The organism is Actinopolymorpha rutila (genome assembly GCF_013407855.1).
Lineage (GTDB): Bacteria > Actinomycetota > Actinomycetes > Propionibacteriales > Actinopolymorphaceae > Actinopolymorpha > Actinopolymorpha rutila.
Map to the genome: position 1 here is coordinate 2,721,349 of NZ_JACBZH010000001.1, position 25,916 is coordinate 2,747,264.

24 protein-coding genes are annotated in these 25,916 nt (G+C 71.5%); 21 read left to right on the forward strand and 3 right to left on the reverse strand.

What is annotated here, in order from left to right; all coding sequences use genetic code 11:
* The first annotated feature begins 178 nt into the window (after positions 1 to 178).
* From F4554_RS33555 to F4554_RS12210, 7 genes are all read left to right on the forward strand, one after another.
* Entirely contained in the window at positions 179 to 946 is a 768-nt protein-coding gene (locus F4554_RS33555; protein WP_179787482.1) for a TraR/DksA C4-type zinc finger protein, read from the forward strand.
* Complete coding sequence (gene lspA, locus F4554_RS12185) at positions 919 to 1,572, forward strand: signal peptidase II (RefSeq protein ID WP_179787483.1); 654 nt, start codon at positions 919 to 921, stop codon at positions 1,570 to 1,572. Before F4554_RS33555 ends, lspA begins: the two co-directional genes overlap by 28 nt.
* Positions 1,569 to 2,528: an RluA family pseudouridine synthase gene (locus F4554_RS12190; protein WP_179787484.1), complete on the forward strand. Its 960-nt coding sequence runs from the start codon at positions 1,569 to 1,571 to the stop codon at positions 2,526 to 2,528. Before lspA ends, F4554_RS12190 begins: the two co-directional genes overlap by 4 nt.
* Before the next feature lie 57 nt (positions 2,529 to 2,585).
* Complete coding sequence (locus F4554_RS12195) at positions 2,586 to 2,915, forward strand: chorismate mutase (RefSeq protein ID WP_337795995.1); 330 nt, start codon at positions 2,586 to 2,588, stop codon at positions 2,913 to 2,915.
* A 187-nt stretch (positions 2,916 to 3,102) separates the two neighbouring features.
* Positions 3,103 to 6,636, forward strand: a complete 3,534-nt coding sequence (gene dnaE, locus F4554_RS12200) for a DNA polymerase III subunit alpha (protein WP_179787485.1) — start codon at positions 3,103 to 3,105, stop codon at positions 6,634 to 6,636.
* 68 nt (positions 6,637 to 6,704) lie between these two features.
* Complete coding sequence (locus F4554_RS12205; RefSeq protein ID WP_179787486.1) at positions 6,705 to 7,322, forward strand: hypothetical protein; 618 nt, start codon at positions 6,705 to 6,707, stop codon at positions 7,320 to 7,322.
* Positions 7,323 to 7,439: 117 nt separating this feature from the next.
* Positions 7,440 to 9,389 carry a DUF3352 domain-containing protein gene (locus F4554_RS12210; protein WP_179787487.1) on the forward strand — a complete coding sequence of 650 codons (1,950 nt, stop codon included), beginning with the start codon at positions 7,440 to 7,442 and terminating at the stop codon, positions 9,387 to 9,389.
* Between the two features lie 137 nt (positions 9,390 to 9,526).
* On the opposite strand, the gene F4554_RS12215 is transcribed toward F4554_RS12210, so the two are convergent.
* Together F4554_RS12215 and F4554_RS12220 are read right to left on the reverse strand one after the other, a co-directional pair.
* Positions 9,527 to 10,066: a YbaK/EbsC family protein gene (locus tag F4554_RS12215; protein ID WP_179787488.1), complete on the reverse strand. Its 540-nt coding sequence runs from the start codon at positions 10,064 to 10,066 to the stop codon at positions 9,527 to 9,529.
* Between the two features lie 13 nt (positions 10,067 to 10,079).
* Positions 10,080 to 10,910, reverse strand: coding sequence for an LLM class F420-dependent oxidoreductase (locus tag F4554_RS12220; RefSeq protein ID WP_202889260.1), 831 nt, complete (start codon positions 10,908 to 10,910; stop codon positions 10,080 to 10,082).
* A 177-nt stretch (positions 10,911 to 11,087) separates the two neighbouring features.
* On the opposite strand from F4554_RS12220, the gene hisD reads away from it, so the two are divergent.
* From hisD to hisF, 13 genes are all read left to right on the forward strand, one after another.
* The gene (gene hisD, locus F4554_RS12225; protein WP_179787490.1) at positions 11,088 to 12,443 is read left to right on the forward strand and encodes a histidinol dehydrogenase; all 1,356 of its coding nucleotides are present in this window, start codon (positions 11,088 to 11,090) and stop codon (positions 12,441 to 12,443) included.
* A gap of 58 nt (positions 12,444 to 12,501) precedes the next feature.
* Entirely contained in the window at positions 12,502 to 13,314 is an 813-nt protein-coding gene (locus F4554_RS12230; protein WP_179787491.1) for an inositol monophosphatase family protein, read from the forward strand.
* Positions 13,315 to 14,394 carry a histidinol-phosphate transaminase gene (locus tag F4554_RS12235; protein WP_179787492.1) on the forward strand — a complete coding sequence of 360 codons (1,080 nt, stop codon included), beginning with the start codon at positions 13,315 to 13,317 and terminating at the stop codon, positions 14,392 to 14,394.
* Positions 14,391 to 14,999: an imidazoleglycerol-phosphate dehydratase HisB gene (hisB, locus tag F4554_RS12240; RefSeq protein WP_179787493.1), complete on the forward strand. Its 609-nt coding sequence runs from the start codon at positions 14,391 to 14,393 to the stop codon at positions 14,997 to 14,999. Before F4554_RS12235 ends, hisB begins: the two co-directional genes overlap by 4 nt.
* A gap of 16 nt (positions 15,000 to 15,015) precedes the next feature.
* Positions 15,016 to 15,165 (forward strand): hypothetical protein, encoded by a 150-nt coding sequence (locus F4554_RS12245; RefSeq protein WP_179787494.1) that lies wholly within the window; start codon positions 15,016 to 15,018, stop codon positions 15,163 to 15,165.
* Entirely contained in the window at positions 15,162 to 15,806 is a 645-nt protein-coding gene (gene hisH / locus F4554_RS12250) for an imidazole glycerol phosphate synthase subunit HisH (protein ID WP_179787495.1), read from the forward strand. Before F4554_RS12245 ends, hisH begins: the two co-directional genes overlap by 4 nt.
* Before the next feature lie 92 nt (positions 15,807 to 15,898).
* Positions 15,899 to 16,618, forward strand: a complete 720-nt coding sequence (gene priA / locus F4554_RS12255; protein ID WP_179787496.1) for a bifunctional 1-(5-phosphoribosyl)-5-((5-phosphoribosylamino)methylideneamino)imidazole-4-carboxamide isomerase/phosphoribosylanthranilate isomerase PriA — start codon at positions 15,899 to 15,901, stop codon at positions 16,616 to 16,618.
* A 155-nt stretch (positions 16,619 to 16,773) separates the two neighbouring features.
* Complete coding sequence (locus F4554_RS12260) at positions 16,774 to 19,053, forward strand: HAD-IB family hydrolase (protein ID WP_179787497.1); 2,280 nt, start codon at positions 16,774 to 16,776, stop codon at positions 19,051 to 19,053.
* Complete coding sequence (locus tag F4554_RS12265; RefSeq protein ID WP_179787498.1) at positions 19,050 to 20,234, forward strand: zinc-dependent alcohol dehydrogenase; 1,185 nt, start codon at positions 19,050 to 19,052, stop codon at positions 20,232 to 20,234. The genes F4554_RS12260 and F4554_RS12265 overlap by 4 nt, the downstream gene beginning before the upstream one ends.
* Positions 20,231 to 21,811, forward strand: coding sequence for an NPN-dependent hydroxyacid isomerase, LarAH14/15/16 family (gene larAH / locus F4554_RS12270; RefSeq protein WP_179787499.1), 1,581 nt, complete (start codon positions 20,231 to 20,233; stop codon positions 21,809 to 21,811). The genes F4554_RS12265 and larAH overlap by 4 nt, the downstream gene beginning before the upstream one ends.
* Positions 21,812 to 21,818: 7 nt before the next feature.
* The gene (locus F4554_RS12275; RefSeq protein ID WP_179787500.1) at positions 21,819 to 22,751 is read left to right on the forward strand and encodes a lysophospholipid acyltransferase family protein; all 933 of its coding nucleotides are present in this window, start codon (positions 21,819 to 21,821) and stop codon (positions 22,749 to 22,751) included.
* Positions 22,752 to 22,797: 46 nt separating this feature from the next.
* Positions 22,798 to 23,331 (forward strand): YbhB/YbcL family Raf kinase inhibitor-like protein, encoded by a 534-nt coding sequence (locus F4554_RS12280; protein ID WP_179787501.1) that lies wholly within the window; start codon positions 22,798 to 22,800, stop codon positions 23,329 to 23,331.
* Positions 23,328 to 24,098, forward strand: a complete 771-nt coding sequence (hisF, locus tag F4554_RS12285; protein WP_179787502.1) for an imidazole glycerol phosphate synthase subunit HisF — start codon at positions 23,328 to 23,330, stop codon at positions 24,096 to 24,098. The genes F4554_RS12280 and hisF overlap by 4 nt, the downstream gene beginning before the upstream one ends.
* A gap of 57 nt (positions 24,099 to 24,155) precedes the next feature.
* On the opposite strand, the gene F4554_RS12290 is transcribed toward hisF, so the two are convergent.
* The gene (locus F4554_RS12290) at positions 24,156 to 24,965 is read right to left on the reverse strand and encodes a DUF427 domain-containing protein (RefSeq protein ID WP_179787503.1); all 810 of its coding nucleotides are present in this window, start codon (positions 24,963 to 24,965) and stop codon (positions 24,156 to 24,158) included.
* Positions 24,966 to 25,025: 60 nt separating this feature from the next.
* Here F4554_RS12290 and F4554_RS12295 point away from each other — a divergent pair, with 60 nt between their 5' ends.
* On the forward strand, positions 25,026 to 25,913 hold the full coding sequence (locus F4554_RS12295; protein WP_179787504.1) for a phosphotransferase enzyme family protein: 888 nt from the start codon (positions 25,026 to 25,028) through the stop codon (positions 25,911 to 25,913).
* Positions 25,914 to 25,916 lie beyond the last annotated feature (3 nt).

Sequence of the window (25,916 nt, forward strand, 5' to 3'; positions counted from 1 at the left end):
GTTCCGTCGGCCCGTTCCCGTCGGCCCGGAGTCTCCCGACCGCTTTCGTACGTCTCGTCCGGGCTCGGCCGGCCTGGACCCGCCTCGACCGGTCTGTGCGGGCCTCGGTCGACGCGGCCGGCCTCGGCCGTCTGGCGGGAACGCGTGCATACTCAGCGGACGCGTGCACACTTGCAGCATGTGCGGGACGGTCTCGTCGTACGTACGCCGGGCGGAGGTCGACGTGGTGGAGCAGGCAGGCGACACGGGCGAGGAGACGGGCGTGCCGGCCCGCGGGCGGCCGGGCGCGCCGACCACGAAGGCGACGTCGGCGAAGAAGGCGGCATCGGCGAAGAAGGCTCCTGCGCGGAAGGCCGCGTCCGCGAAGAAAGCCACGTCCGCGAAGAAAGCGACCTCCGCGAAGAAGACCACCACCTCGGGAAGGAAGGCGCCGGCGAAGAAGACCACCTCGGCCGAGAGGGCGGCACCGGGGCCTGAGGCGGGTACGCCCGGTGAGCAGGTCGCACCCCCGGCGCCGGCCGAGCCTGAGCCGACCGACCTCGCCGGGCGCGCCGCGCGGCTGGTGGTCCGTCCGGACGAGGAGCCGTGGACACCGGCCGAGCTGGACGGGGTCTACCAGGAGCTGACCGGCGACGTCGCCCGCCTGGAGGAGGAGCTGCACTCCGCCGCCGACGACATCGCCGACCTGCTGCGCGACAGCGGAGACGGCGCCGGTGACGACGAGGCCGACACCGGCTCGAAGACCTTCGAACGCGAGCACGAGATCTCCCTCGCCAACAACACCAGGGACATGCTCGCCCAGACCCACCGGGCGCTGGCCAGAATCGACGACGGCACCTACGGCGTGTGCGAGGGCTGCGGCCAACCCATCGGCAAGGCTCGGTTGCTGGCGTTCCCTCGTGCGACACTGTGCGTGTCATGCAAACAGAGGGAAGAGCGTCGCTGAACGACGCCGACACAGCAGACCGCCGCCTTCGTCGCCGCCAGCTCGGGCTCTTCGCCGCTGTGGCGCTCGTCGTGCTGGCCGTCGACGTCGTGACCAAGATCATCATCATGTCCCAGCTGGCCGACCGGGAACCCATCCGCCTGGCCGGCGGGTTGCTGACCCTGGTGCTGGTCCGGAACTCCGGAGCCGCCTTCGGCCTGGCCGAGGGCTACACGATCATCCTGTCCCTGGTGGCGCTGGCCGTCGTGGTGGTCGTGCTCCGGCTGTCCCGCACGCTCCGGAGCACTCCGTGGGCGATCGCGCTCGGACTTCTGCTGGGTGGAGCGTTCGGCAACCTCACCGACCGGATCTTCCGGGAGCCGGGTTTCCTGCGCGGCCACGTGGTCGACTTCCTGGCGCTGCCGCACTGGCCGGTGTTCAACGTCGCCGACGCCTCGATCTGCGCGGCTGCCGCGCTGATCATCGTGCTGGCGATGCGGGGCCGCCGCTGGGACGGCACCATCGAGGAGTCCGGCAGCCGCCGAGCCGAATCCGAGAAGCCGGACGGTAGCGCCCGGCAGGCGCACGAGCCGCCCGGCTCGCCCGGGGTGGCCGCCGACCAGCCGGCGCTGAGGAAGGCGGAGTGAGCGCGACGGCCGCCACCGGAGCGGCGGACCGGCGCGGGCTGCCGGTGCCGGAGGGACTGGAGGGCGAGCGCCTTGACGCTGCTCTGGGACGACTCTTCGGGCTGTCCCGGACCAAGGCCGCCGAACTCGTCGAGAACGGCCTGGTCCGGGTCGACGGCGAGGCGGTGCCGAAGTCGGAGCGGGTGAGCGCGGGTGCCTGGCTGGAGGTCGAGCTTCCCCGGCCGCAGGAGCCGGTCGCGCCCGTCCGGGTCGAGGGGATGCGGATCGTCCACGACGACGCGGACATCGTGGTCGTCGACAAGCCGATCGGCGTGGCGGCGCATCCCAGTCCGGGGTGGCGGGGCCCGACCGTGATCGGCCACCTGGCCGCCGCCGGCTTCCGGATCACCACGTCGGGTGCGGCCGAACGCCAGGGTGTGGTGCACCGGCTCGACGTCGGCACCAGCGGCCTGATGGTGGTGGCGAAGTCCGAACACGCCTACACCGTCCTGAAGCGGGCCTTCAAGGAACGCGAGGTGGAGAAGATCTACCACGCGCTCGTCCAGGGCCACCCGGACCCGAGTCGCGGCACGGTGGACGCGCCGATCGACCGGCACCCGACCCACGACTACAAGTGGGCGGTCGTCGCCCACGGCAAGCCGTCGGTGACCCACTACGAGACGCTGGAGGCGCTGCGGCACGCGTCGCTGCTGGAGGTGCACCTGGAGACCGGGCGTACCCACCAGATCCGGGTGCACATGAGCGCGATCCGGCATCCGTGTGTCGGGGACCTGACCTACGGCGCGGACCCGGTGCTGGCCGGTCGGCTGGGGCTCACCCGGCAGTGGCTGCACGCGGCGCGGCTGGGGTTCGAGCACCCGGCGACAGGGGAGTGGGCGACGTTCGAGTCGCCGTACCCCGACGATCTCGAGCAGGCACTGGAGCGCGCCCGTCAGGACTCCGAACGTCCCAGGTGACGAGACGATCGTCTCGCCATGTTGAACGCCGCCCGGCGCGCTACGTAGCGTGGACGGGTGCACCGATCCGTGACGGACCAGCCGGTCGCCGCCCTGACCGCCCGCCCCCTGCCGGCGTCGCTACCCGAGGCCCGGGCCGCGATCGACGAGGTGGACGCCGCCCTGGCCGCCCTGCTGGAGTACCGCGCCGGGCTGACCGAGCGGGTCCAGCAACTGAAGCCGGTCGGCGGAAGCGCCGGGCGTGATCCCGACCGAGAGACGGAGATCGTCACCGGCATGGCCCGGCGGGCGCCCAGGCTGGGCGCGGAGCGTCTCCGCCGGATCATGACGGCGGTGATCGAGGAGTCCCTCGATCTTGCCGAGCGTGGCGCCTCGACGACTCGTTGATCACCGTCGGCGACCGGTCGCGGCCGCTAACAGAGGTTGATCACGAACTCTTCGGCGGGGCGCCGTTGCCCTTACGTGCAAGGGCAATAGAGTCGGACTCTCACTTGTTGGCGAAGCGCCGCCGCCCTTCCCCCGGCCGGCGCCCAACGCCTTCGGCGTCGGCGCAGACAGGAGGCGCTTCTCTCTGATGTCGGACTCGTTCGTCCACCTGCACGTCCACACCGAGTACTCCATGCTCGACGGCGCGGCGAAGCTCAAGGACATGTTCGCCGAGGCCCAGCGGCTCCAGATGCCGGCCGTCGCGATCACCGACCACGGCAACCTGCACGGGGCGTACGACTTCTACACGCGGGCGACGGCGGCGGGGATCACGCCGATCATCGGTCTGGAGGCCTACGTCGCCCCGACCTCCCGCTTCCACAAGGCGCCGGTCCGCTGGGGCCAGCAGCACCAGAAGGGCGACGACGTCTCCGGCGCCGGTGCGTTCACCCACATGACGATCTGGGCGCGGGACGCGGTCGGCCTGCACAACCTGTTCAAGCTGCAGACCAGGGCGTCGATGGAGGGCTTCTTCCGCAAGCCCCGGATCGACCGGGAGCTGCTCGCGGAGCACAGCCAGGGCCTGATGGCCACCACCGGCTGCCCGTCGGGGGAGATCTCCACCCGCATCCGGCTCGGCCAGGAGAAGGAGGCGCTGGACGCCGCGGCGGACTTCGGCGACATCTTCGGCCGGGAGAACTACTTCGTCGAGTTGATGGACCACGGCATCGACATCGACAAGCGGGCCCGGGCCGGCCTGGAGAAGATCGCGGGCGAGCTCGGCCTGCAGTACGTCGTCACCAACGACTCCCACTACACCTACGAGCACGAGTCGACCGCGCACGCCGCGCTGCTGTGCGTGCAGACCGCGTCCACCCTGGCCGCGCCGACCTTCCAGTTCGAGGGGTCGGGCTACTACCTCAAGCCCGCGGACGAGATGCGGGCGCTGGACGACTCCGAGGCCTGGCAGTCCGGTTGCCGCACGACCCTCGCGATCGCGGAGCGGGTCGACTCCACGGGGATGTTCGAGTTCCGCAACCTGATGCCGCGGTTCGACGTTCCGGAGGGCCACACCGAGGAGTCGTGGCTGCGCGAGGAGACCTGGCGGGGCATGGACCGCCGGTTCACGCAAGGGTACGACGAGACCTACCGCCAACAGGTGGAGTTCGAGCTCGGGATCATCCTGCAGATGGGGTTCCCGTCGTACTTCCTGGTCGTCGCGGACTTCATCATGTGGGCCAAGAACAACGGCATCGCGGTGGGCCCGGGCCGTGGTTCCGCCGCGGGCAGCATGGTGGCGTACGCACTCGGCATCACCGACGTCGACCCGCTCCGGCACGGCCTGCTGTTCGAGCGGTTCCTCAACCCCGAACGCGTCTCGATGCCCGACATCGACATCGACTTCGACGAGCGCCGGCGGGGCGAGGTCATCCGCTACGTCACCGAGAAGTACGGCGAGGACAAGGTCGCCCAGATCGCGACGTTCGGAACGATCAAGGCGAAGGCCGCGATCAAGGACTCCTCCCGGGTCCTCGGTTACCCCTATGCGCTCGGTGACAAGATCACCAAGGCGATGCCGGCGGCGGTGATGGGCAAGGACATCCCGCTCACCGGGATCTTCGACTCGGCCCACCCCCGCTACAGCGAGGCGGGTGAGGTCCGGTCGCTCTACGACCAGGACCACGACGTCAAGAAGGTCATCGACACCGCGAAGGGCCTGGAGGGCCTGATCCGCCAGACCGGCGTGCACGCGGCCGGCGTGATCATGTCGGCCGAGCCGCTGGCCGACCACGTGCCGCTGATGAAGCGCGAGGCCGACGGTGCGGTGATCACGCAGTTCGACTACCCGACCTGCGAGACGCTCGGCCTGCTGAAGATGGACTTCCTCGGGCTGCGCAACCTCACCATCATGGACGACGCGGTCCGCAACATCGAGATGAGCCGCGGCGAGCGGATCAACCTGCTCGAGCTCCCACTGGACGACAAGCCCACGTACGAGCTGCTCAGCCGCGGCGACACGCTCGGGATCTTCCAGATGGACGGCGGCGGGATGCGCTCCCTCCTGCGGCTGATGCGGCCGGACAACTTCGAGGACATCTCCGCGGCCAGCGCGCTCTACCGGCCCGGCCCGATGGGCGCCAACTCCCACACCAACTACGCGCTCCGCAAGAACGGCCAGCAGGAGATCACGCCGATCCACCCCGAGCTGGGGGAAGCCTGCGAGGAGATCCTCGGCCCGACGTACGGCCTGATCGTCTACCAGGAGCAGGTGCAGCGGCTCGCCCAGAAGGTCGCCGGCTACTCCCTGGGCCAGGCCGACCTGCTCCGCAAGGCGATGGGCAAGAAGAAGAAGGAGGTCCTGGACAAGGAGTTCGGGCCCTTCAGCGAGGGCATGCACTCCCGCGGCTACACCGACGCGGCCGTCAAGACGCTGTGGGACATCCTCGTCCCGTTCTCCGACTACGCGTTCAACAAGGCGCACACCGCCGCGTACGGCCTGGTGTCCTACTGGACCGCCTATCTCAAGGCCAACTACCCGGCCGAGTACATGGCCGCCCTCCTCACCTCGGTGCAGGACGACAAGGACAAGATGGCCATCTACCTGAACGCCTGCCGGCGTTCGGGCATCAAGGTGCTGCCACCCGACGTGAACGAGTCCGCGGCCAACTTCACGCCGATCGGCACCGACATCCGGTTCGGGCTGACCGCGATCCGCAACGTCGGCGCCAACGTCGTCGAGGCGATCATCGCCGCGCGCGAGGCGAAGGGCCGGTTCGCCGACGCGAGCGACTTCATGGCCAAGGTGCCCGCCACCGTGTGCAACAAGCGGGTGCTGGAGTCACTGTCCAAGGCGGGCGCGTTCGACTCGCTCGGCCACCGCAGGCGCGCGCTGGTCGCCTGGCACGAGGACGCGGTGGAGTACTACATCGACCAGAAGCGCCAGGAGGCGATCGGCCAAGACTCGCTGTTCGGTTTCGGCGGCGACGACCAGGCCGACGTGGCCGCGCTGATGTCGCCGCAGGTGCCCGAGATCGGGGAGTGGGACAAGCAGACCCTGCTCGCGCACGAGCGGGAGATGCTCGGGCTGTACGTCTCCGACCACCCGCTCTTCGGCATCGAGCACGTGCTGACGAACGCCTCCGACTGCACCATCGGCACCCTGCTCGCCGACGAGGACCGACCCGACGGCTCCATCGTCACCGTCGGCGGGTTGATCACCTCGATCACCCGGAAGATGACCAAGCGGGGCGACCCGTGGGCCATCGTCACCCTGGAGGACCTCGAGGGTGGCATCGACGTGATGTTCTTCCCGTCGACCTACCAGCTCACCGCCCTGCAGCTCACCGAGGACGCCGTGGTGGTCGTGAAGGGCCGGCTGGACCGGCGCGACGACGTGCCGCAGCTGATCGCGATGGAGCTGTCCGTACCCGACATCAGCAGCGACCAGCAGACCGGGCCGTTCGCGATCTCGCTGGCCCGGGAGCGGTGCACGCCGCCGGTGGTCGACCGGCTCAAGGAGATCTTCTCCACCCATCCGGGGATGACTCAGATCCACCTGCACCTGCGGTCGGAGACCAAGACGATGGTGATGAGGCTGGAGGACCGCTGGCGCGTCACGCCGTCGACGGCGCTGATGGGCGACCTCAAGGCACTGCTCGGGCCGGGGTGTGTCCGTTCCTGAGACTGCCGGTACGCCCCGGCACCCAGCGCTGACCGGGCGCCGGGGGAGCGTGCGTAGGATCTGGGGCGGTGAACACCACGTACCCGCCTGACGCAACCTCTCCCGGCCCTCGGACTCCGCCCGACCGGGCGCCCGGTGCCGGGCGCGCGTTCTGGGTGATCGCCGTCGTGCTGGTCGCGGCGGGAGCGATCGCCGGGCTGGTGTGGGCGTGGACGGCCCCGTCGCCGCACGTGGCGATGACCATGACCGAGCTCGGCCCCTTCCCGAACGACGAGGAGGAGGCCGCCCGGCTGGTCTCGATGGACGGTTGGTACGCCGCGCTCGGCGCCGGCACCTCTCTGGTCCTCGGGACCGTGCTGGCCACGCTGTTCCTGCGGCACGGCCTGGTCACGGTGGCCGGACTCCTCGTGGGCAGCGTGCTGGCGGCGTTGGCCGCGGTCGTCGTCGGCAGCCTGGTGGCCAACGGCTCGCTGATCTGGTCCTGGGATCCGCACGCCTCGCCGGGCACCCCGCTGTCGGCGCCGCTCACGTTGCACGCGTACGGCGTGCTGGTGAGCTGGCCACTGGCCGCGCTGGCCCCCGTCATCCCCCTTGTCTGGCTGGGTTCTGGCCGGGACGGAGAGCCGTCCCGAGTTATCCACAGCCGGCGCGGCCGGAGCCGGACTCCCGAAGCGCCGATGCGCTAGTTTGGCGTCCGAATCGGCCACGTTCGTCCGGCCGAGTACTTCTCTGCACAGCTCCAGCCAAGGTCTCGCGGCCTCAGTTCCGTGACCTCGGTTCCGTCACCTCCGGGGGTGCCCATCATGTCCGACGACCGCACGCCACCTCGCGATCCCGACCGCCCGGGTCCGCCCGGCGCGGGCGGGCCATCGCCTCAGTGGCGGCCCACCGGCCGGCCGCCGGCACCGCAGCAGGGGCAACAGTCGCCGCGCGGACCGCATCCGGGTTACCAGGGACAGCCGGGTCCTCAGGGGCAGCAGGGACAGCAGCCGCCGCGCGGGCCGCAGCAGGGTCAGTACGGCCAGCCGGGTCCCCTGGGGCAGCAGCCTCGCGGACCGCAGCAGGGTCAGTACGCCCAGCAGGGTCAGTACGCCCAGCAGCCGCCGGGTGCACCCCAGCCTGGTCAGGGCGGACCGGGCCGGCAGGCCCCATACGGCCAGCAGGCCGGTGCCGCTGATGCCGCTGGTGGGTACGCCGGCGGCGGGCAGGGCGGCGGCGGTGTTCCGTGGACGCCGAGCGCCCAGGGTGGGCCGGGTGGACCCGAGGTGGCCGAGCAGGACCGCCGTGGTGGCGGTGGCCGCCGGTGGCTGATCGCGGTGCTCGCGGCGGTGCTCGTTCTCGCGGTCGGCGGCGGTGCGTGGGCGTTCTCCCGCATCGGTGGCGGTGGAACGCAGCCGGAGGAGGTGCTGCCGGGCAACGCGGTCGCCTACTTCCGCATCGACCTCGACCCGTCGGTGCAGCAGAAGGCCGCGATCTTCAACGTCGTCCGCAAGTTCCCCGACGCGCGTAAGCGAGTGGGCGAGGGCGACGACCTCCGCAAGGCGCTGTTCGACGCGATCAAGAAGGATGACGCGGATCTGCGCGACGCCGACTACGCCAAGGACGTCGAGCCGTGGCTCGGTGACCGGGCCGGGGTGGCAGTGCTGCCCGGCGCCGACGGCAAGGACACCGAGACAGTCGCCGCGATCCAGATCAAGGACGAGGACAAGGCCCGGGTCGGCATCAAGAAGCTCGGCAAAGACGACGACAAGAGCGGCTACGCGTTCGTCGACGACTACATGCTGGTGGCCGACTCCCAGTCCCGCGCCGACGCGCTGGCCTCCTCGGTGAAGGACAACCCGCTGTCGGCCAACGAGACGTACAAGGGCGACGTCGGCGAGGTCGACAAGGGCGTCCTGTCGTTCTGGGCCGACCTGCCCAAGCTGAGCCGGCTGTCCGGCGGGCAGACCGCGCAGCTGCCCAGGATGTCGACCCAGGGCCGCCTGGTCGGTGGCCTGAGCTTCACCAGCGACTCCGTCCAGCTGGTGGCCAAGACGCGTGGCGCGAAGCTCCCGTCCCTGCAGGGAACCGGCATCAAGCTGGGTGAGCTGCCCTCGAGCACCGTCGCGGCGTTGTCGGTCTCCGGAGCGGGTCCCGCGCTGGAAAAGAGCTGGCCCGACCTTCGCAGGACTCTGGAGGCCAGCGGCCAGGCCGCGCAGCTGGACTCCTTCGTCCAGGCGGCGCAGAGCCAGTTCGGGATCCGGATTCCGGCCGACCTGAACACCCTGCTGGGCAAGGAGTTCACCCTCGCCATGGACGAGCGCGGCATGGAACGCCTGACCGCGCAGGGGTCGTCGAGCCAGGACGGTTCGCCGCAGCTTCCGCTGGTCGGCTTCCGATCCACCACCGACGTCGCCAAGGCCAGGCAGCTGCTGCCGAAGATCGACCAGCTGCTCGGCGCGACCGGTGCCGGCGTTCAGCTGGGGAAGGCCACCGGTTCGGACCAGGTCGCCCTCGCGACCAGCCAGGCCTACGCCGACGAACTCGTCAAGGGCGGCGACCTCGGCAGCGACGACACCTTCACCAAGGCCGTGGAGGGCGCCGACAAGGCGCAGTTCGGTGCGTTCGTCGACCTGAACAAGCTGGAGAAGCTCTACCTCCCCAGCATGCCGGCGAACGACCGGGCCAACCTGCGGGTGCTGAAGGCGGTCGGCATGTCCGGCACCACCAGCGCCGACGGCGGCACCTTCACCCTCCGGGTGCTGGTCGACTGAGTTCTGCCGTACGGAAGTTCTGCCGTACTGACGTTCTGCATGTACGAAGGGACTCGCGGGCTGCACAGGGCGCCCGCGGGTCCCTTCTCGTTTCAGGCTTCTCGTTCTTCCGGTTCTCGTTTCCCGGCTGACCGCGATCAGGTGGCGATCTGGGCCGTGGCGGCCGCGCACTGCTCCACCAGATCGGCGGGTGCGAGCTCGACCTGCAGGCCGCGCCGGCCGGCGGACACGTACACCGTCGGATGGTCCTTGACGCTGGTGTCGACGACGGTGCGCAGCCGGCGACGCTGGCCGAGCGGGCTGATCCCGCCGACCACGTAACCGGTGGCCCTCTCCGCGGCCGCCGGCTCGGCCAGCTGCGCACGCTTGCCGCCGAGCGCGGCGGCGAACGCCTTGAGGTCCAGCGACGCGCTCACCGGCACCACCGCCACGGCGAGTTCGTCGTCGACCTGGGCGAGCAGCGTCTTGAACAGCCGTTCCGGCGGGACGCCGAGCGCCTGGGCCGCCTCCAGCCCGTAGTGCGGCCGTTCCTTGGTGGCCTTGCTGGCCTTGGTGGCCTTGCCGGACCGGCCGGCCTCGGTGTGTTCGTGGTCGTAGGGGTGGACGGTGTGCGCCACGCCAGCCCGCTGCAGCGCCACCACCGCGGGCGTTCCCTGAGGGGTCTTCTTCTTCGCCACGGCTCCCACCTTTTCAGACGGCAGCCGAAGCCACCGCCGGGAGCAGTGCGGCCAGCCGGTCCAGCCGGCGGAGTACCTGCGCGGGCTCCTCCGCGGGCAGGAAGAACAGCACCCGGTGCACTCCGAGGTCCGCGAACCCCGCCAGCTCGGCCGGGTCCTCGTCGAACGTGGTCGCCGTGACCGTCGGCTCGGGACGGCCCGCGTCGGCCGCGAGCTCGCGCAGGGTCTGCACCCCCGGGGCGAGATCGTCCGGGCCGGCTCCGAACGGCGCCAGCCAGCCGTCGGCGTGGTCGACCACCCGGCCCAGCGTGGTCGGCCCCCAGCCGCCGAGCAGGATCGGCGGATGGGGCCGCTGAACCGGCTTCGGCCAGGAGAAGATCGGGTCGAAGTCGACGAACTCGCCGTGGAACTCCGCCTGCTCCCGCGTCCAGATCTCCCGGATGGCGAGCAGGCGCTCGCGCAGCAGGCGGACACGGGTCCGAGGGTCGGTGCCGTGGTTGCGCATCTCCTCGCGGTTCCACCCCGCGCCGGCGCCGAACTCGATCCGGCCGCCGGACAGGTGGTCGAGCGTGGCGAACTGCTTGGCCAGCACGATCTGGTCGTGCTGCGCGACCAGGCTCACCGCCGTGCCCAGCCGCAGGGAGGTGGTGACGGCCGCGGCGGTGGCCAGGGTGGAAACGGGGTCCAGGACGCGGTAGTAGTCGCGGGGGAGCTCACCGCCACCCTCGTACGGCGTCTCCCGCGAGGCGGGGATGTGGGTGTGTTCGGGGACGAAGAGCGACTCGAACCCGCGTTCCTCGACCGCACGAGCCAGGCTCGCCGGGTCGATCGTCTCGTCCGTCATGGAGCTGAATGTCCCGATCTGCACGACTCGACGCTAAAGCCCGACATCGGTGTGAGAGTCAAGACCGGATCAAGGCCGGACTCCGGCCGGAGGAAGGCCCGGACTCGGTCCGGAGGCGGGTCGCGGGCCGATCACCCTTCGCCGCTGCCACTCGGCGCAGGTCCTAGACTCGGTGAGGTGATCCGTCGCATCGACCTGCGCGGCCGCGCCGCAACCAGCGCCGGCCTCGACTACAGCGCTCTCGTCCCGCGTGCTCCGTTCGACGTGGAGGCGGCCGTGGAGGCCGTCCGCCCGACGCTCGCCGACGTACGCCATCGTGGGGTCGAGGCGCTGCGCGACTACGCCGCGCGATGGGACGACGTGGAGCTCACCGACATCCGGGTGCCGAAGGCCGCCCTGGAGCAGTCCCTGCGCGACCTCGATCCCGACGTACGAGCGGCGTTCGAGGAGTCCATCCGCCGGCTCCGCGCGGTCAGCGAGGCCGAGCTGGAGCGCGACTCCGAGGTCCGGGTCGTCCCCGGCGGCACCGTGTCCCAGCGCCTCGTGCCGTTCCGCCGGGTCGGCGTCTACATCCCCGGCGGGGTCGCTCCGCTGGCGTCCAGCGTGGTGATGAACGTCGTGCCCGCCCAGGTCGCCGGCGTGGAGTCGGTGGCCCTGGCGTCCTCGCCACAGAAGGAGTTCGGCGGCCTGCCGCACCCGACGGTGCTGGCCGTGGCCGCGCTGCTCGGTGTGGACGAGGTCTACGCCGCCGGTGGTGTGGCCGCGGTGGCGATGTTCGCGTACGGCGTGCCGGCCGGGGTCGGCGCCGACGACAGCCGGCTGCTGTGCCGCCCGGTCGACTTCGTGGCCGGCCCGGGCCGGATCACCACCACGGCCGCCAAGCGCCTGGTCAAGGGAACCGTCGGCATCGACTCCGAGGCCGGACCGACCGAGATCGCGATCCTGGCCGACGACTCCGCCGATCCCGCCTACGTCGCGGCCGACCTGATCAGCCAGGCCGAGCACGACACCGTGGCCGCGAGCGTCCTGGTCACGCCGAGCGAGGACCTCGCCGCGGCGGTGGAGGGCGAGCTCGCCCACCAGGTGCCGGCCACCAAGCACGTCCAGCGCATCACCGAGGCACTGAGTGGTGAGCAGTCCGGCATCGTCCTGGTCGACGACCTCGAGCAGGGACTCGCGGTCGTCGACGCCTACGCCGCCGAGCACCTGGAGATCCACACCGAGAACGCCCGGGAGTGGGCCGGGCGGGTACGCAACGCCGGCGCGATCTTCGTCGGGCCCTGGTCTCCGGTTTCCCTGGGGGACTACTGCGCCGGGTCCAACCACGTGCTCCCGACCGGTGGCTGCGCCTGCCACTCCTCCGGGCTGTCGGTGCGCAGCTACCTCAAGGCGGTGCACGTCGTCGACTACGACCAGGCCGCGCTGCGCGACGTGGCCGGGCACGTCACCGCCCTCGCCGAGGCGGAGGATCTTCCCGCGCACGGCCAGGCCGTCCGGGCGCGGTTCGGATCCGCGTCCGACGGGTATGCCTGATGGCCCGCCGCCCCACCGGCGAGCACGCTGCGGCCCACCTCGACGAATCGAGCCAGTCATGACCAGACCGGTACACCCCGGGCGGCCGGACGATCCGGCATCCCTGGACCAGGATCTACGCGATCTCGCGCTGGCGGCCGCGAACGCGGGCTCGCACGCGATCCTGCGCGAGCTGCGCGGCGGCGAGCTGCGGATCGACACCAAGGCACACGCCGCCGACTTCGTGACCACCGCCGACAAGGCCGCCGAGAGCGCGATCCTGCGGCTGGTCAGCGCCGCCCGTCCCCGCGACGCGGTGCTGGCCGAGGAGTCCGGCGTGCACGAGGGCGACAGCGGCGTGCGCTGGCTGGTCGACCCGCTGGACGGGACGATGAACTTCGTCCACCGCCGCCGCGACTACGCCGTGTCGGTAGGGGTCGAACGTGACGGGCGGATCGTGGCCGGCGCGGTCGTCCGGCCCGCCGACGGCGACTGGGCGGCAGCCGGTGGTGCGGAGGTGTTCGGCCGGGACGGCACGCCCCGGGTGTCCTCGGCCGTCGAACTGTCCGACTCCATAGTCGGGATCGGCCTGCCGGGCGTGCTGGACCACCGCGCCCGGGTGCACACGTTCCTCGGCGAGCTGATGCAGCAGGCCCGCGACTACCGCCGTACCGGCTCCTCGGCCTGCGAGCTGTTGTCGGTGGCGCTCGGAGCGCAGGAGGGCTACCTCGGCTTCGGCGTCAACATCTGGGACGTCGCGGCCGGCATCGCGCTGGTCGACGCCGCGGGCGGCTCCAGCGAGTTCGTCACCACCTCGAGCGGGCTGGAGGTCCTGGTCGCCGGTACGCCGGAGGTCACCAAGACCCTGGTCGGCATGGTGAAGGTGATCTGAGTGGGGCAGACGCTCGCCGACCTGCCACTGCGTGACGACCTGCGCGAGGAGGAGCCCTACGGCGCCCCCCAGCTCGACGTGCCGGTGATCCTCAACGTCAACGAGAACCCCTACCCGCCGGACGAGGACGTCGTGGCCGACATCGCCTCGTCGGTCGCGGCGGCCGCGCGTACGCTCAACCGCTATCCCGACCGGGAGGCGCTGGGGCTGCGCACCGACCTCGCGGCCTACCTCGGCCACGACCTGACGCCGGCGCAGGTGTGGGCGGCGAACGGCTCCAACGAGGTGATGCTGCAGATCCTGCAGGCCTTCGGCGGTCCCGGCCGCACGGCACTGTCGTTCGCGCCGACGTACTCCATGTATCCGGAGTATGCCCGCGACACCTGCACCACCTGGGTGACCGGGCGCCGCGCCGACGACTTCACCGTCGACCCCGAGCACGCCCTCGCCCAGATCGAGCAGCACCGGCCCGCGGTGATCCTGCTCGCCTCGCCCAACAACCCGACCGGCACCGCGCTGCCCCTCGACGTGGTCGAGCGCATCTGCGCGGCCGCACCGGGCATGGTGGTGGTCGACGAGGCGTACGGCGAGTTTCGCCGCGACGGCACCCCGAGCGCGCTGAGCCTGCTGCCCGGCCACCCGCGGCTGATCGTGACCCGCACCATGTCGAAGGCGTTCGCGTTCGCCGGTGGCCGCCTCGGTTACCTCGCGGCCGACCCGGCGGTGGTGGACGCACTGCGGATCGTGCGGCTGCCGTACCACCTGTCGGCGGTGACCCAGGCGGTGGCGCGGGCGGCGCTGCGCAACGCCGGCTCGCTGCTCGCCCGTGTGCAGGAGCTGCGGGCTCGGCGGGACGAGACCGTCGAGTGGCTGCGCGAAAACGGCTACCGGGTCGCCGACTCCGACGCCAACTTCGTGCTGTTCGGCACCTTCGCGGACCGGCACGCGGTCTGGCAGGGCCTGCTGGACCGCGGCGTACTCATCAGGGAGACCGGGCCGGACGGCTGGCTGCGGGTGTCGATCGGGACCGAGCAGGAGATGGCGGCCTTCCGGGCCGCCCTGCAGGAGGTGACGGCGTGACCGAACCTGCGCGCAGCGCGCGGATCGAACGCGAGACCAAGGAGAGCAAGGTCGTCGTCGAGCTCGACCTCGACGGCCGCGGCCGGGTCGACGTGTCGACCGGGGTGCCGTTCTACGACCACATGCTCGACCAGCTGGGCCGGCACGGGTTGTTCGACCTCACGGTCCGGGCGCAAGGTGACGTTGACATCGACGTGCACCACACCGTCGAGGACACCGCGATCGTTCTGGGACAGGCGTTCCGGCAGGCGCTCGGCGACAAGCGCGGCATCCGCAGGTTCGCCGACGCGACGGTGCCGCTGGACGAGTCGCTGGTGCACGTCGTGGTCGACGTGGCCGGACGGCCGTACTGCGTGCACACCGGCGAGCCGGAGGGTCAGGCGTACGCGATGATCGGCGGCCACTTCACCGGCTCGCTGACCCGGCACGTCCTGGAGACGCTGGCGTTCCACGCCGCGATCTGCCTGCACGTGCGGGTGCTCGCCGGCCGCGACCCGCACCACATCGTCGAGGCGCAGTTCAAGGCGCTTGCCCGGGCGCTGCGTGACGCGGTGGCGCTGGACCCGCGCGAGAGCGGCGTGCCGAGTACGAAGGGTGCGCTGTAGTGGAGAGGGCGCTGTAGTGGAGTACGTCTACTTCGCGTTCGCCGGCCTGCTGGTCGGCGGCATGATCGCCAGCCGGCAGCAGAAGCGCTCGATCTGGCTGACGGTGGTTCTCGGTGTGCTCGCCGGGGTGTTCCTGTGGGCGGGACTGCGGGAGTCGACACCGTGAGTGCGGCCAGGCCATCCGTCGTGGTGCTCGACTACGGGTCGGGCAACCTGCGCTCGGCGCAGCGCGCGCTGGACCGTGCCGGCGCGGCGGTGGAGGTGACCGCCGACTTCGACGCCGCCTGTGAGGCCGACGGACTGGTGGTGCCCGGCGTCGGCGCGTACGAAGCCTGCATGCAGGGCCTGCGCGCGGTGCGCGGCGACCAGGTGATCGGCCGGCGGCTGGCCGGCGGCCGCCCGGTGCTCGGCATCTGCGTCGGAATGCAGATCCTGTTCGACCGTGGCGTCGAGCACGGCGTGGAGACCGCGGGATGTGGTGAGTGGCCGGGCACCGTCGAGCGGCTGAAGGCCCCGATCGTGCCGCACATGGGCTGGAACATCGTGGAGGTTCCGGACGAGTCGGCGCTGTTCGCCGGGATCACCGGTGAGCGGTTCTACTTCGTCCACTCCTACGCGGTGCGCGAGTGGGAGCTACGGGCCACCGGTAAGTTCCGGCAGCCGGCCGTGACGTGGACGCCGTACGACGGCGACCGGTTCGTCTCGGCGGTGGAGAACGGCCCGCTCGCCGCCACGCAGTTCCACCCGGAGAAGTCCGGCGACGCCGGCGCGGCGCTGCTCACCAACTGGATCGGCACGCTGCGCTGAGGCCGGCGCCTGACCTCGCGTCCTGACCTCGTCCTGGCTCGTCCTGACCTCGCCCAAGGCCTGGCGGCGGGCCGCCGGTAGCCTCGGCGCCCATGAGCCTCGCGTTGCTTCCCGCGGTCGATGTCGTCGACGGCCAGGCCGTCCAGTTGGTGCAGGGCAGGGCCGGTACGGGCGGCCAGTACGGCAGCCCGCTGGAGGCCGCCATGGCCTGGCAGCGCGCCGGTGCGCAGTGGGTGCACCTGGTCGACCTGGACGCGGCGTTCGGCCGGGGTGACAACCGCGCGGTGCTCGCCGACATCATCGGCCGGCTCGACGTGCGCGTGGAGCTGTCCGGCGGGCTGCGCGACGACGACGCGCTCTCCTGGGCGATGAGCACCGGCTGCGCCCGGGTCAACCTCGGCACCGCCGCGCTGGAGAACCCGCAGTGGTGTGCGCGCGCCATCGCCGAGTACGGCGATCGGGTGGCGGTCGGGCTGGACGTACGCGGCCGCACCCTCGCCGCGCGCGGCTGGACCAGGGAGGGCGGCGACCTGTTCGAGACCCTCGCCCGGCTGGACGCCGAGGGCTGCGCGCGTTACGTCGTCACCGACGTCAACAAGGACGGCATGCTGCAGGGCCCGAACGTCGACCTGCTGCGCGACGTGTGCGCCGCGACGGACCGGCCGGTGGTCGCCTCCGGCGGGGTGGCCAGCCTGGACGACCTGCGCGCGATCGCGGCCCTCACCCCGCTGGGGGTGGAGGGCGCCATCGTCGGTACGGCGTTGTACGCGGGCGCGTTCACCCTGGAGGAAGCACTCGCCGCGGTCGGCTGACCCTGCGGGGTGAGTGATCCAAGCCGCCGCGGGCCGGCTGATCGCGACTTCCGGACGGGCTGGGCCGGTGCCCGCGGGCGTGCGGATAGGGTGTTGCGAAACCAGCCAGGGTGACCCGCTGGACGCGTCATCACCATGTCGACGGAGGGGAAGAGTTGAGGCTCAGGGAGCGACTCGACGGGAAGCGGATGCTTCTCACCGGCGTCACCGGCTTCGTCGGCGAGGCACTGCTGCACCGCATCCTCCGCGACCTCCCCGGCACCCACGTGGTGGCGCTGGTCCGGCCGAAGGGTTCGCTGACCGGGCGGGCCCGGATGGAGCAACTGCTCAACAAGCCGATCTTCGAACAGGCCCGGTCCCGTTACGACGGTGACACCGCGGCCCTGCTCGACGCCCGGATGAGTGTGCTCGAAGGCGACCTGTCCGACGTTCCGGAGTTGCCCGCCGATCTCGACGTGGTGATCCACTGCGCCGGCGACGTGTCGTTCGACCCGCCGATCCACCAGGCGTTCCAGACCAACGTGCTCGGCACCGAGATGCTGCTGCGCCGCATCCTCGACAGCGGCAGCCAGGCCCACTACCTCCACGTGTCCACGGCGTACGTCTCCGGCCGCCGTCGCGGCGCGATTCCGGAGGGGCCGGTCGACCACACCGCCGACTGGCGCACCGAGGCCCGCTGGGGCCAGGCCATGCGGGACCGGATCGAGGAGACCTCGCGGGCGCCCGGCGTCCTGTCCAAGCTGCGCCGGGAGGCCGAGCGGGAGCACCGCCGGGCCGGGCCGATCACCTCCGCCCAGGACACCGAGCGGCGCCGCAAGGAGTGGGTGGACACCAAGCTGGTCGAGGCCGGTGGAGAGCGGGCACGGTCTCTCGGCTGGACCGACGTCTACACGTTCACCAAGGCCCTGGGCGAACGCGTCGTGGAGGAGATCGGTGCACCGCTGCCGGTCACCATCCTGCGGCCGAGCATCATCGAGAGCGCACTCGAAACCCCGCACCCGGGCTGGATCGAGGGCTTCAAGATGGCCGAGCCGCTGATCCTGGCCTACGGCCGGGGTGAGCTGCCGGAGTTCCCGGCGAGCCCGGACTCCCAGTGCGACATCGTGCCGGTCGACCACGTGGTCAACGCCACCCTGGCCGCCGCGGCGGAACGACCGGAGCCGGGCAGTCCGGCGTACTTCCAGGTGACCTCGGGCCTGCGCAACCCGCTCACGTTCGCGATGGTGTTCGAGCTCGTCCACGAGTACTTCGACGCGCACCCGTTCGACATGAGCGAACGCGGCGCGGTACGCCTGCCGACGTGGCGGTTCCCGGGCGGTGAGCAGGTCGAGCGCACGCTCGCGCTCGGCGAACGCGCCCACAAGGCCGCCGACTTCCTCATCACCCACGCACCGCGCGGCGAACGCGTCCGCAAGTTCGCCCGTGACCTGGACCAGCAGCGGCGCCGGCTGGACTTCCTGCGCCGCTACCACGACCTCTACCGCCCCTACCTCGAGACCGAGCTGGTCTTCACCGACGACCGGACCGTCGCGCTGTACAACGGCCTCGACCTGGAGGACCAGCGGGAGTTCTCCTTCGACATCACCTGCTTCGACTGGCATCACTACTTCGTCGAGGTGCACTGCCCGGCCGTCACCGAGGCGATGCGCAAGTACGACGTGATCCGCCGCCGGCGCGGGCGCTCCACCCCGGCCGTGGCGTCGCAACTGCCGGCGGGTGAGGACATCGTGGCGGCCTTCGACATGGACGGCACGCTGTTGTCGTCCAACGTCGTGGAGACCTACCTCTGGCTGCGGATGCCCGAGCTGGACCGGCAGGGCAGGGCCCGCGAGCTCGGCGCGCTGATCCGGCGGATGCCCGGCTTCCTCAACGCCGAACGCAAGGACCGTGGCCGGTTCCTGCGCTCGGTCTACCGCCGCTACGCCGGTGCCGACCTGGCCGAGCTGGAGCACATCGTCGACGAGATGCTGTCCCAGCACGTGCTCGAACGCGTGTCCGCGGCGGCCCTGCGTCGCGTGCGCGCCCACCAGGCGGCCGGCCACCGCACCGTGCTCATCACCGGCGCGATCCGTCCGCTGACCCGTCCGCTGGAGCCGTTGTTCGACGAGATCGTGGCGGCCGACCTGGCTGTCGACGACCGCGGCCGGTGCACCGGGTTCCTGTCTGGCCCGCCGCTGGTGGGTGAGGCGCGGGCGGCCTGGCTGAAGCGGTACGCCGCCCAGCGCGACCTCGACCTGTCGAAGTCGTACGCCTACGCCGACAGCCACTCCGACCTGCCGATGCTGCGCGTCGTCGGCCGCCCGGTCGCGGTCAGCCCCGACGTCCACCTGTGGCGGGAGGCCCGCAAGGGCCGCTGGCCGGTGGAGGAGTGGAAGACCTCGAGTGCGGTGTCCCGACTGGCCCTGCCCGGCGCGACCTCCGGGAGCAGCTCATGATGCTGGCGTTGGAGATGTACCGCTCGCTGCCCCGCTACATCGCGGCCCGGGCGGTGGGCGGCCGGGTTCCGGGCATCCTCACCGGCCCGGCGGCGCCGGTGCGGCTGGTCAACCGTGAGGAGCCGCGCACCGCGGCGGCCGGCTGGGCCCGGGTCAAGCCGATCCTGTCCGGTATCTGCGGCTCCGACCTCGGCGCGCTGTTCGGGCAGACCAGCATGTACTTCTCCGCCCTGGTGTCGATGCCGTTCGTGCCCGGCCACGAGGTGGTCGGCGAGCTGGTCGACGACTGCGAGGACCTCCCCGCCGGCACCCGTGTCGTGCTCGACCCGGTGCTGTCCTGCGCGGCCCGCGGGGTCGAGCGCTGCCAGTCCTGCGCGAACGGGCAGACCAACCGTTGCGACCGGGTCACGGTCGGGCACGTCTCGCCCGGCCTGCAGACCGGCTACTGCGCCGACACCGGCGGTGGCTGGGGCGGGCAGTTGGTGGCCCACCGCAGCCAGTTGCACGCCGTACCCGACGGACTGTCCGACGAGCGCGCCGTGCTGGTCGAGCCGCTGTCCTGCGCGGTGCACACGGCGATGCGGGCCCAGGTGCCCGACGGCGGGTCGGTGCTGGTGTCCGGTGCCGGCGCGGTCGGGTTGTTCGCGACGCTGGCACTTCGCGAGCTGACCCCGGCGGGCCGGATCAGCGTGGTCGCCAAGCACCCCCGCCAGCGCGAGCTGGCCAGGGCGTTCGGCGCGACCGACGTGCTGGCGCCCGACGAGGTGCCGGCCCGGGTGCGGCGGGCGACCCAGGCGTTCCGGCTGACCCCCGAACGCAGCGGTGAGTTCCTGCTCGGCGGAGTGGACGTCGGGATCGACGCCGTCGGCAGCAAGGACTCCCTCAGCACGACTCTTCGGGTCACCCGGGCCGGCGGCCGGGTGGTGCTGTCGGGCATGCCGGCGGCCGGAGCGGACCTGTCGCCGGTGTGGTTCCGGGAGCTGGAGGTCGTGGGCACCTACGCCACCCAGGGCCGCGAAGCCTTCACCCGGGCCTTCGACCTGGCCGCGAGCGCGCCGCTGGACGGCGTGGTCGGCGGCCGATACCCCCTCTACCGTTGGCGGGAGGCGCTCGACCATGCCCACTCGGCCGGGCGGCTGGGGACCGTCAAGGTGGCGTTCGACCTAAGGAGCAGCAGGTGAGCCGACCAGGATTCGTACTCGAGGTCGACGACCGTACGCCACCCCTCATCGTCCACGAGGGCGAGGGGTTCCGGCTGGAGAAGTTCCCGCTCGGCACCCGGGTGGTCTACTCCCCGGAGTCGCTGCCGGGGTTGCGTGACGTCGACGGCGCGATCAGGCACGCCCTGGAGCAGCCGGAGAACTCCGAGCCGCTGCGGGCGCTGCTGCGGCCGGGCATGAAGCTCACCATCGCCTTCGACGACGTGTCGCTGCCGCTGCCCCCGATGAAGCGGCCGGACATCCGGCAGCGGGTCATCGAGCAGGTGCTGACGATGGCCGCCGAGGCCGGCGTCGACGACGTGCAGATCATCGCGGCGCTGGCCCTGCACCGGCGGATGACGCCGAGCGAGCTCCAGCACGCCCTCGGCGAGCGGGTCTACCGTTCGTTCGCGCCGGACGGCCTGCTCTACAACCACGACGCCGAGGACCCCGACAACCTCGAGTTCATCGGCACCACCGACCAGGGCGAAGAGGTCGAGATCAACAAGCGGGCGGCGCAGTCCGACCTGCTGGTGTACGTCAACATCAACATCGTGCCGATGGACGGCGGGCACAAGTCGGTGCCGATCGGCCTGGCGTCCTACCGCTCGCTGCGCCACCACCACAACAGCCGCACCATGGTCCACTCGCGGTCCTTCATGGACCACAAGAAGTCGGCCATGCACCACTCCGCCTGGCGGATGGGCCGGCTGCTGAAGGACCACCTGAAGATCTTCACGATCGAGACCACGCTCAACAACGACGTGTTCCCCGCGCCGTACGAGTTCCTCAACAAGCGCGAGTGGGAGTGGAACGTCCGCGACCAGGCCACCATGCTGGCCGCCAAGCGCGGGCTGGCGGTGGCCCCGTCGAAGCTGAAGCGGAAGATGTTCCAGGGGATGCAGGCGCCCTACGGCATCACCGGCGTGCACGCGGGTGAGACCGAGGCCGTGCACGAGAAGACCCTCGAGAACGTCTACCGCCAGCAGGCGGTGGAGGTGCAGGGCCAGTCCGACGTCCTCATCATGGGCGTGCCCTACCTCTGCCCGTACAACGTCGACGCGGTGATGAACCCCATCCTCGCCACCTGCATGGGGCTGGGGTACTTCTTCAACTCCTACCGCAACAAGCCGGTGGTCCGGCCCGGCGGCGCGGTCATCCTCTACCACCCGGTGCCGTACGAGTTCAGCCAGCTGCACCACCCGAGCTACGTCGACTTCTTCGAGGAGGTGCTGGCGGAGTCGACCGACCCGGCGACCATCGAGCAGCGCTTCGAGAAGCAGTACGCCACCGACCCGTGGTACATCCACCTCTACCGCACGTCGTACGCCTACCACGGCGTGCACCCGTTCTACATGTGGTACTGGGCGGCGCACGCGATGGACCACGTGGGCGACGTCGTGTGGGTGGGCGCGGACCGGCGCGCGGTGGAGCGGATGGGCTTCCGGGCCGCGTCCACGCTGGCCGACGCGCTGGAGATGGTGAGCGGCACGGTCGGGCGTTCGCCGTCGATCACCTACACGCACAACCCGCCGCACCTGATCTCGGATGTGCGGTGAGGGTGGGATGAGCAGCAAGAACCCCGTGCGCTTCGTCCGGGAGACCGCGCAGGACGTGCGGACCGTGGCGCGGGGCTGGCGGTGGGGCCGGCGGCCGCTGGTGCCGTTGTCGGCCCAGCCGTTCCAGCCGCCCAAGCAGCCCTCGGTGTTCCCCACGGCCTGGGCTCGTACGCCCACCGCCAACGCCGTCCGCGACGTGGTGCAGCGGTTCGGGCTGCATCCGTTGCTGAGCTCCACCATCACGCCGCAGACGGCCGGGCTGGACGTCCTCACCACGCTGAAGCCGCCGGTCCTGTTCGTGGCCAACCACACCTCGCACCTGGACACCCCGCTGATCCTGTGCTCGCTGCCGGACGAGTGGCGCCGCCGCACCGCCGTCGCGGCCGCGGCCGACTACTTCTTCGACACCTGGTGGCGGGCCAGCGGCTCGGCGATGGTGTTCAACACCTTCCCGATCGAACGCCGCGGCGGCACCCTGTCGACCACCCCGGGCGACCTGCTCGACCAGGGCTGGAACGTCGTGGTGTTCCCCGAGGGGACCCGTTCGGTGGACGGCTGGGCCAGCAGGTTCCGCCTCGGCGCGTCCTGGCTGGCCGTCGAGCACGGCGTCCCCGTCGTCCCGATCGGGATCCGCGGCTCCTACGCCGCGATGCCGCGCGGGCGCGGCTGGCCCCGTCCGGGCCGGCTGCCGGTGCGGATCCGCTTCGGTGCGCCGATCTGGCCGGCCGAGGGCGAGGCGCCGCGCACCTTCGCGCCCCGCATCCAGGCGGGCGTGGCGCGACTGCTCGACGAGGACGCGACCTCCTGGTGGGACGCCACCCGGCGGGCCGCACGGGGCGAGACGCCCGACCCGTCCGGGCCGCCGGTCGCGTCGTGGCGGCGGATCTGGGCACAGACCGCACCGCCCGCCGAGGGCCGCAAGCGCGGTGCGTGGCGCTAGCGTACGAAGCAACCGTACGAAGGAACTACCGGCTGAGGGAGGATCCATGAGCTCGGCACCCAATCCCTACGACGCGCTGCCGAAGGTGGCGGAGTTCACCCTGACCAGCGACGACATCGCCGACGGTCAGACGATGGCGACGCCGCATCTGTCCGGGATCTTCGGTGCGGGCGGGTCCGACACCTCACCGCACCTGGCCTGGTCCGGCTTCCCCGAGGAGACCCGCGGCTTCGCCGTCACCGTCTACGACCCGGACGCGCCGACCGCGAGCGGCTTCTGGCACTGGGCCGTCTACAACCTCCCGGTGACCACGACCGAACTGCCCACCGGTGCCGGTGAGACGGACGGCGCCAAGCTGCCCGACGGCGCGGTCACCCTCACCAACGACGGCGGCGTACGCCAGTACCTCGGCGCCGCTCCGCCGCCCGGGCACGGTCCGCACCGGTACTACTTCGTGGTGCACGCCCTCGACGTGGACTCACTCGACCTGCCCGAGGGTGCGAGCCCGGCACTGCTCGGCTTCAACCTGTTCGGGCACACCGTCGGCCGGGCGATGCTCGTCCCGACCTTCGAGGCATGAGCAGCAGCAGCCTCGCGGTCCGGGTCATTCCGTGTCTTGACGTCGACGCCGGCCGGGTGGTGAAGGGCGTCAACTTCGCCGACCTCCGCGATGCCGGCGACCCGGTGGAGATGGCCAAGGTCTACGACGCCGAGGGCGCGGACGAGCTCACGTTCCTCGACGTCTCCGCCTCCGCTCAGGGCCGGGAGACCACCCAGGACGTCGTACGCCGTACCGCCGAACAGGTGTTCATCCCGCTGACCGTCGGCGGGGGCGTGCGGTCGGTGGAGGACGTCGACCGGTTGTTGCGGGCCGGCGCGGACAAGGTAGGGATCAACACCGCGGCGATCGCGCGGCCGGACCTGGTGGCCGAGATCGCCCACCGGTTCGGCTCGCAGGTGCTGGTGCTGTCGGTGGACGCGCGCCGGGCCGAGGGGATGCCGTCCGGGTTCGAGGTGACCACGCACGGCGGGCGCCGCGGTGCCGGACTCGACGCGGTGGAGTGGGCGCGGCGCGGAGCCGAGCTGGGGGCGGGGGAGATCCTGCTGAACTCCATGGACGCCGACGGTACGAAGGCGGGTTACGACGTGGAGATGATCGCCGCCGTACGCCGGGTGGTGGACATCCCGCTGATCGCCAGCGGCGGTGCGGGGCGGCTCTCGGACTTCCCGCCCGCGATCGACGCCGGTGCCGACGCGGTGCTGGCGGCGAGCGTCTTCCACTTCGGGGACCTGCGGATCGGCGATGTCAAGGAGACCTTGCGCCAGGCCGGCCACGTCGTCCGCTGAGCTCGCGGCCCGACCGGCCCTGTCGGCGAGCCGGGAAGGCTTGTTCGCCCGCCGGTCTCAGCTGAACGGCGTCTCCGGTCGCGGAAGGTGGCGCCCGTCGACGTGCAGATCGACGAACTCGTTGTAGAACGCGACGTAGCCCGCGATCTTGGCGCTCTCCAGTGTGGGGTGTTGGTACCACCAGGCGAGGTTCTCGTGCCGGTTGCCGTCGACCACGACCGTGTAGTAGTTCGCGCTTCCCTTGTAGGGGCACTGCGTCCGGTGGTCGGTGGGCTCCAGCAGGTCCAGCCGGACGTCGGTCTTGGGGAGGTAGTAGCGAGGCGGAAGGCCGGTCTCGAACAGGATCCGCGGCCGCGTGGTCTCCGCCACGGTGACTCCGCCGACCTCGACGCGTACGTGCCGGGAACTCGCCAGCACGTCCACCCGCTTGTACGGGTCGCGCGGGTGGACGTACACCTCCTCGTCCTCCTCGAACCACGCGTCCATCGCGTTCCAGTCCAGGCGGACCGTGTCCCTGACCTCGGCGACCGGTGAGTCGCGGTACCACCGGGCGGCGTCTGGCGCCTCGCGCTCGCCCACGACCACCGTGTGGATCTCGGCGTCCCCCAGACCGGGGGAGTGGTCGCGCTCACCGGTCGCCCGGAACGCGTCGGTGCGCACGTCGCGGGCGGGCAGGAAGTACGTCGGATAGTACGGCTTCTCCCAGACCAGCAGCGCATGCTCGCTGTCGGCCACGGTCCGGCCGCCGAGCATCACCCGCACCCGCTTGGGGCTGGGCTCCACCCGGATCCGGGTCGTCCGGTCCCGGCGGTCCCGGCGGTCCCGGCGGTCCCGGTTGTCCTGGTTGTCGCGGTTCTCGGTGCTCATGGCATCTCCCTTGCTCGGACCGAACCGGTGCAAACCTGGAGTGGTCGGTAGCCTCCCGCCATGACCCAGTCCATGGAGTCCATGGTGACCGAGGCGCTGGCGGCCATCGACCTGCCCGCCGACGCGCGGATCGAACCTGCCGGCGGCGCGACCGGTGAGACGTGGAAGGTGTGGTACGCCGACACGCCGTACGCCCTGCGTTGCACCGCGCCCGGCTCGGGCATCCCGGCCCAGCTCGCGGCGATGCGGGCGGCGGGTTCGGCCGGACTCCCCGTGCCGGAGGTGGTGCGGCACGCCGGCACGGCTCGGCTGGAGGTCGTTCTGCTGCGCTGGCTTCCGGGCCGGACCGTCGCGGACGTGCTGCGCGCCGGGCTCGGGTCGGCCTACCACCTGGGTGAGCTGATGGGCGCCGCGCAGCGGGAACTGCACCGCGTCCCGGCGCCCGCTGAGGTGATGGACGCGATCGACGCGCGCGCCGCGGCGCCGGCCGGCCTCGTCGGTGCGGGGGAGTCCGGCGACCAGTCGACCGGTGCGCTGCTGCACCTGGACTGGCATCCGCTGAACGTCCTGGTCGACGGGGACGAGGTGAGCGCCATCGTGGACTGGGTCAACGCCCGTCGCGGTCATCCGCTGCTGGACGTCGCCCGTACGTACGCGCTGCTGACCGTCGATCCCGCCCTGGCCGCGTTGTCTACGGCCGAGCGGGACCTGCTGGCCGAACTCGCCGAGGGCTGGGCGGCGGGCTACGGCCCGCAGGCGGCGTCCATCCCGGCCGACTGTCTGCGCTGGGCCGGGCAGATGATGCTGGCCGACCTGGCCGGCAGGTACGCCCACGACCCGGACGCACTGAAACCCCTGCGCCGCTGGACCAGCCGCTGGGCCGACCAGGCCGGGGACGAAACCAGCGGCGAAGCGACCGGCGTGGCCGCCGATCGATCCGCCGGCTGACGG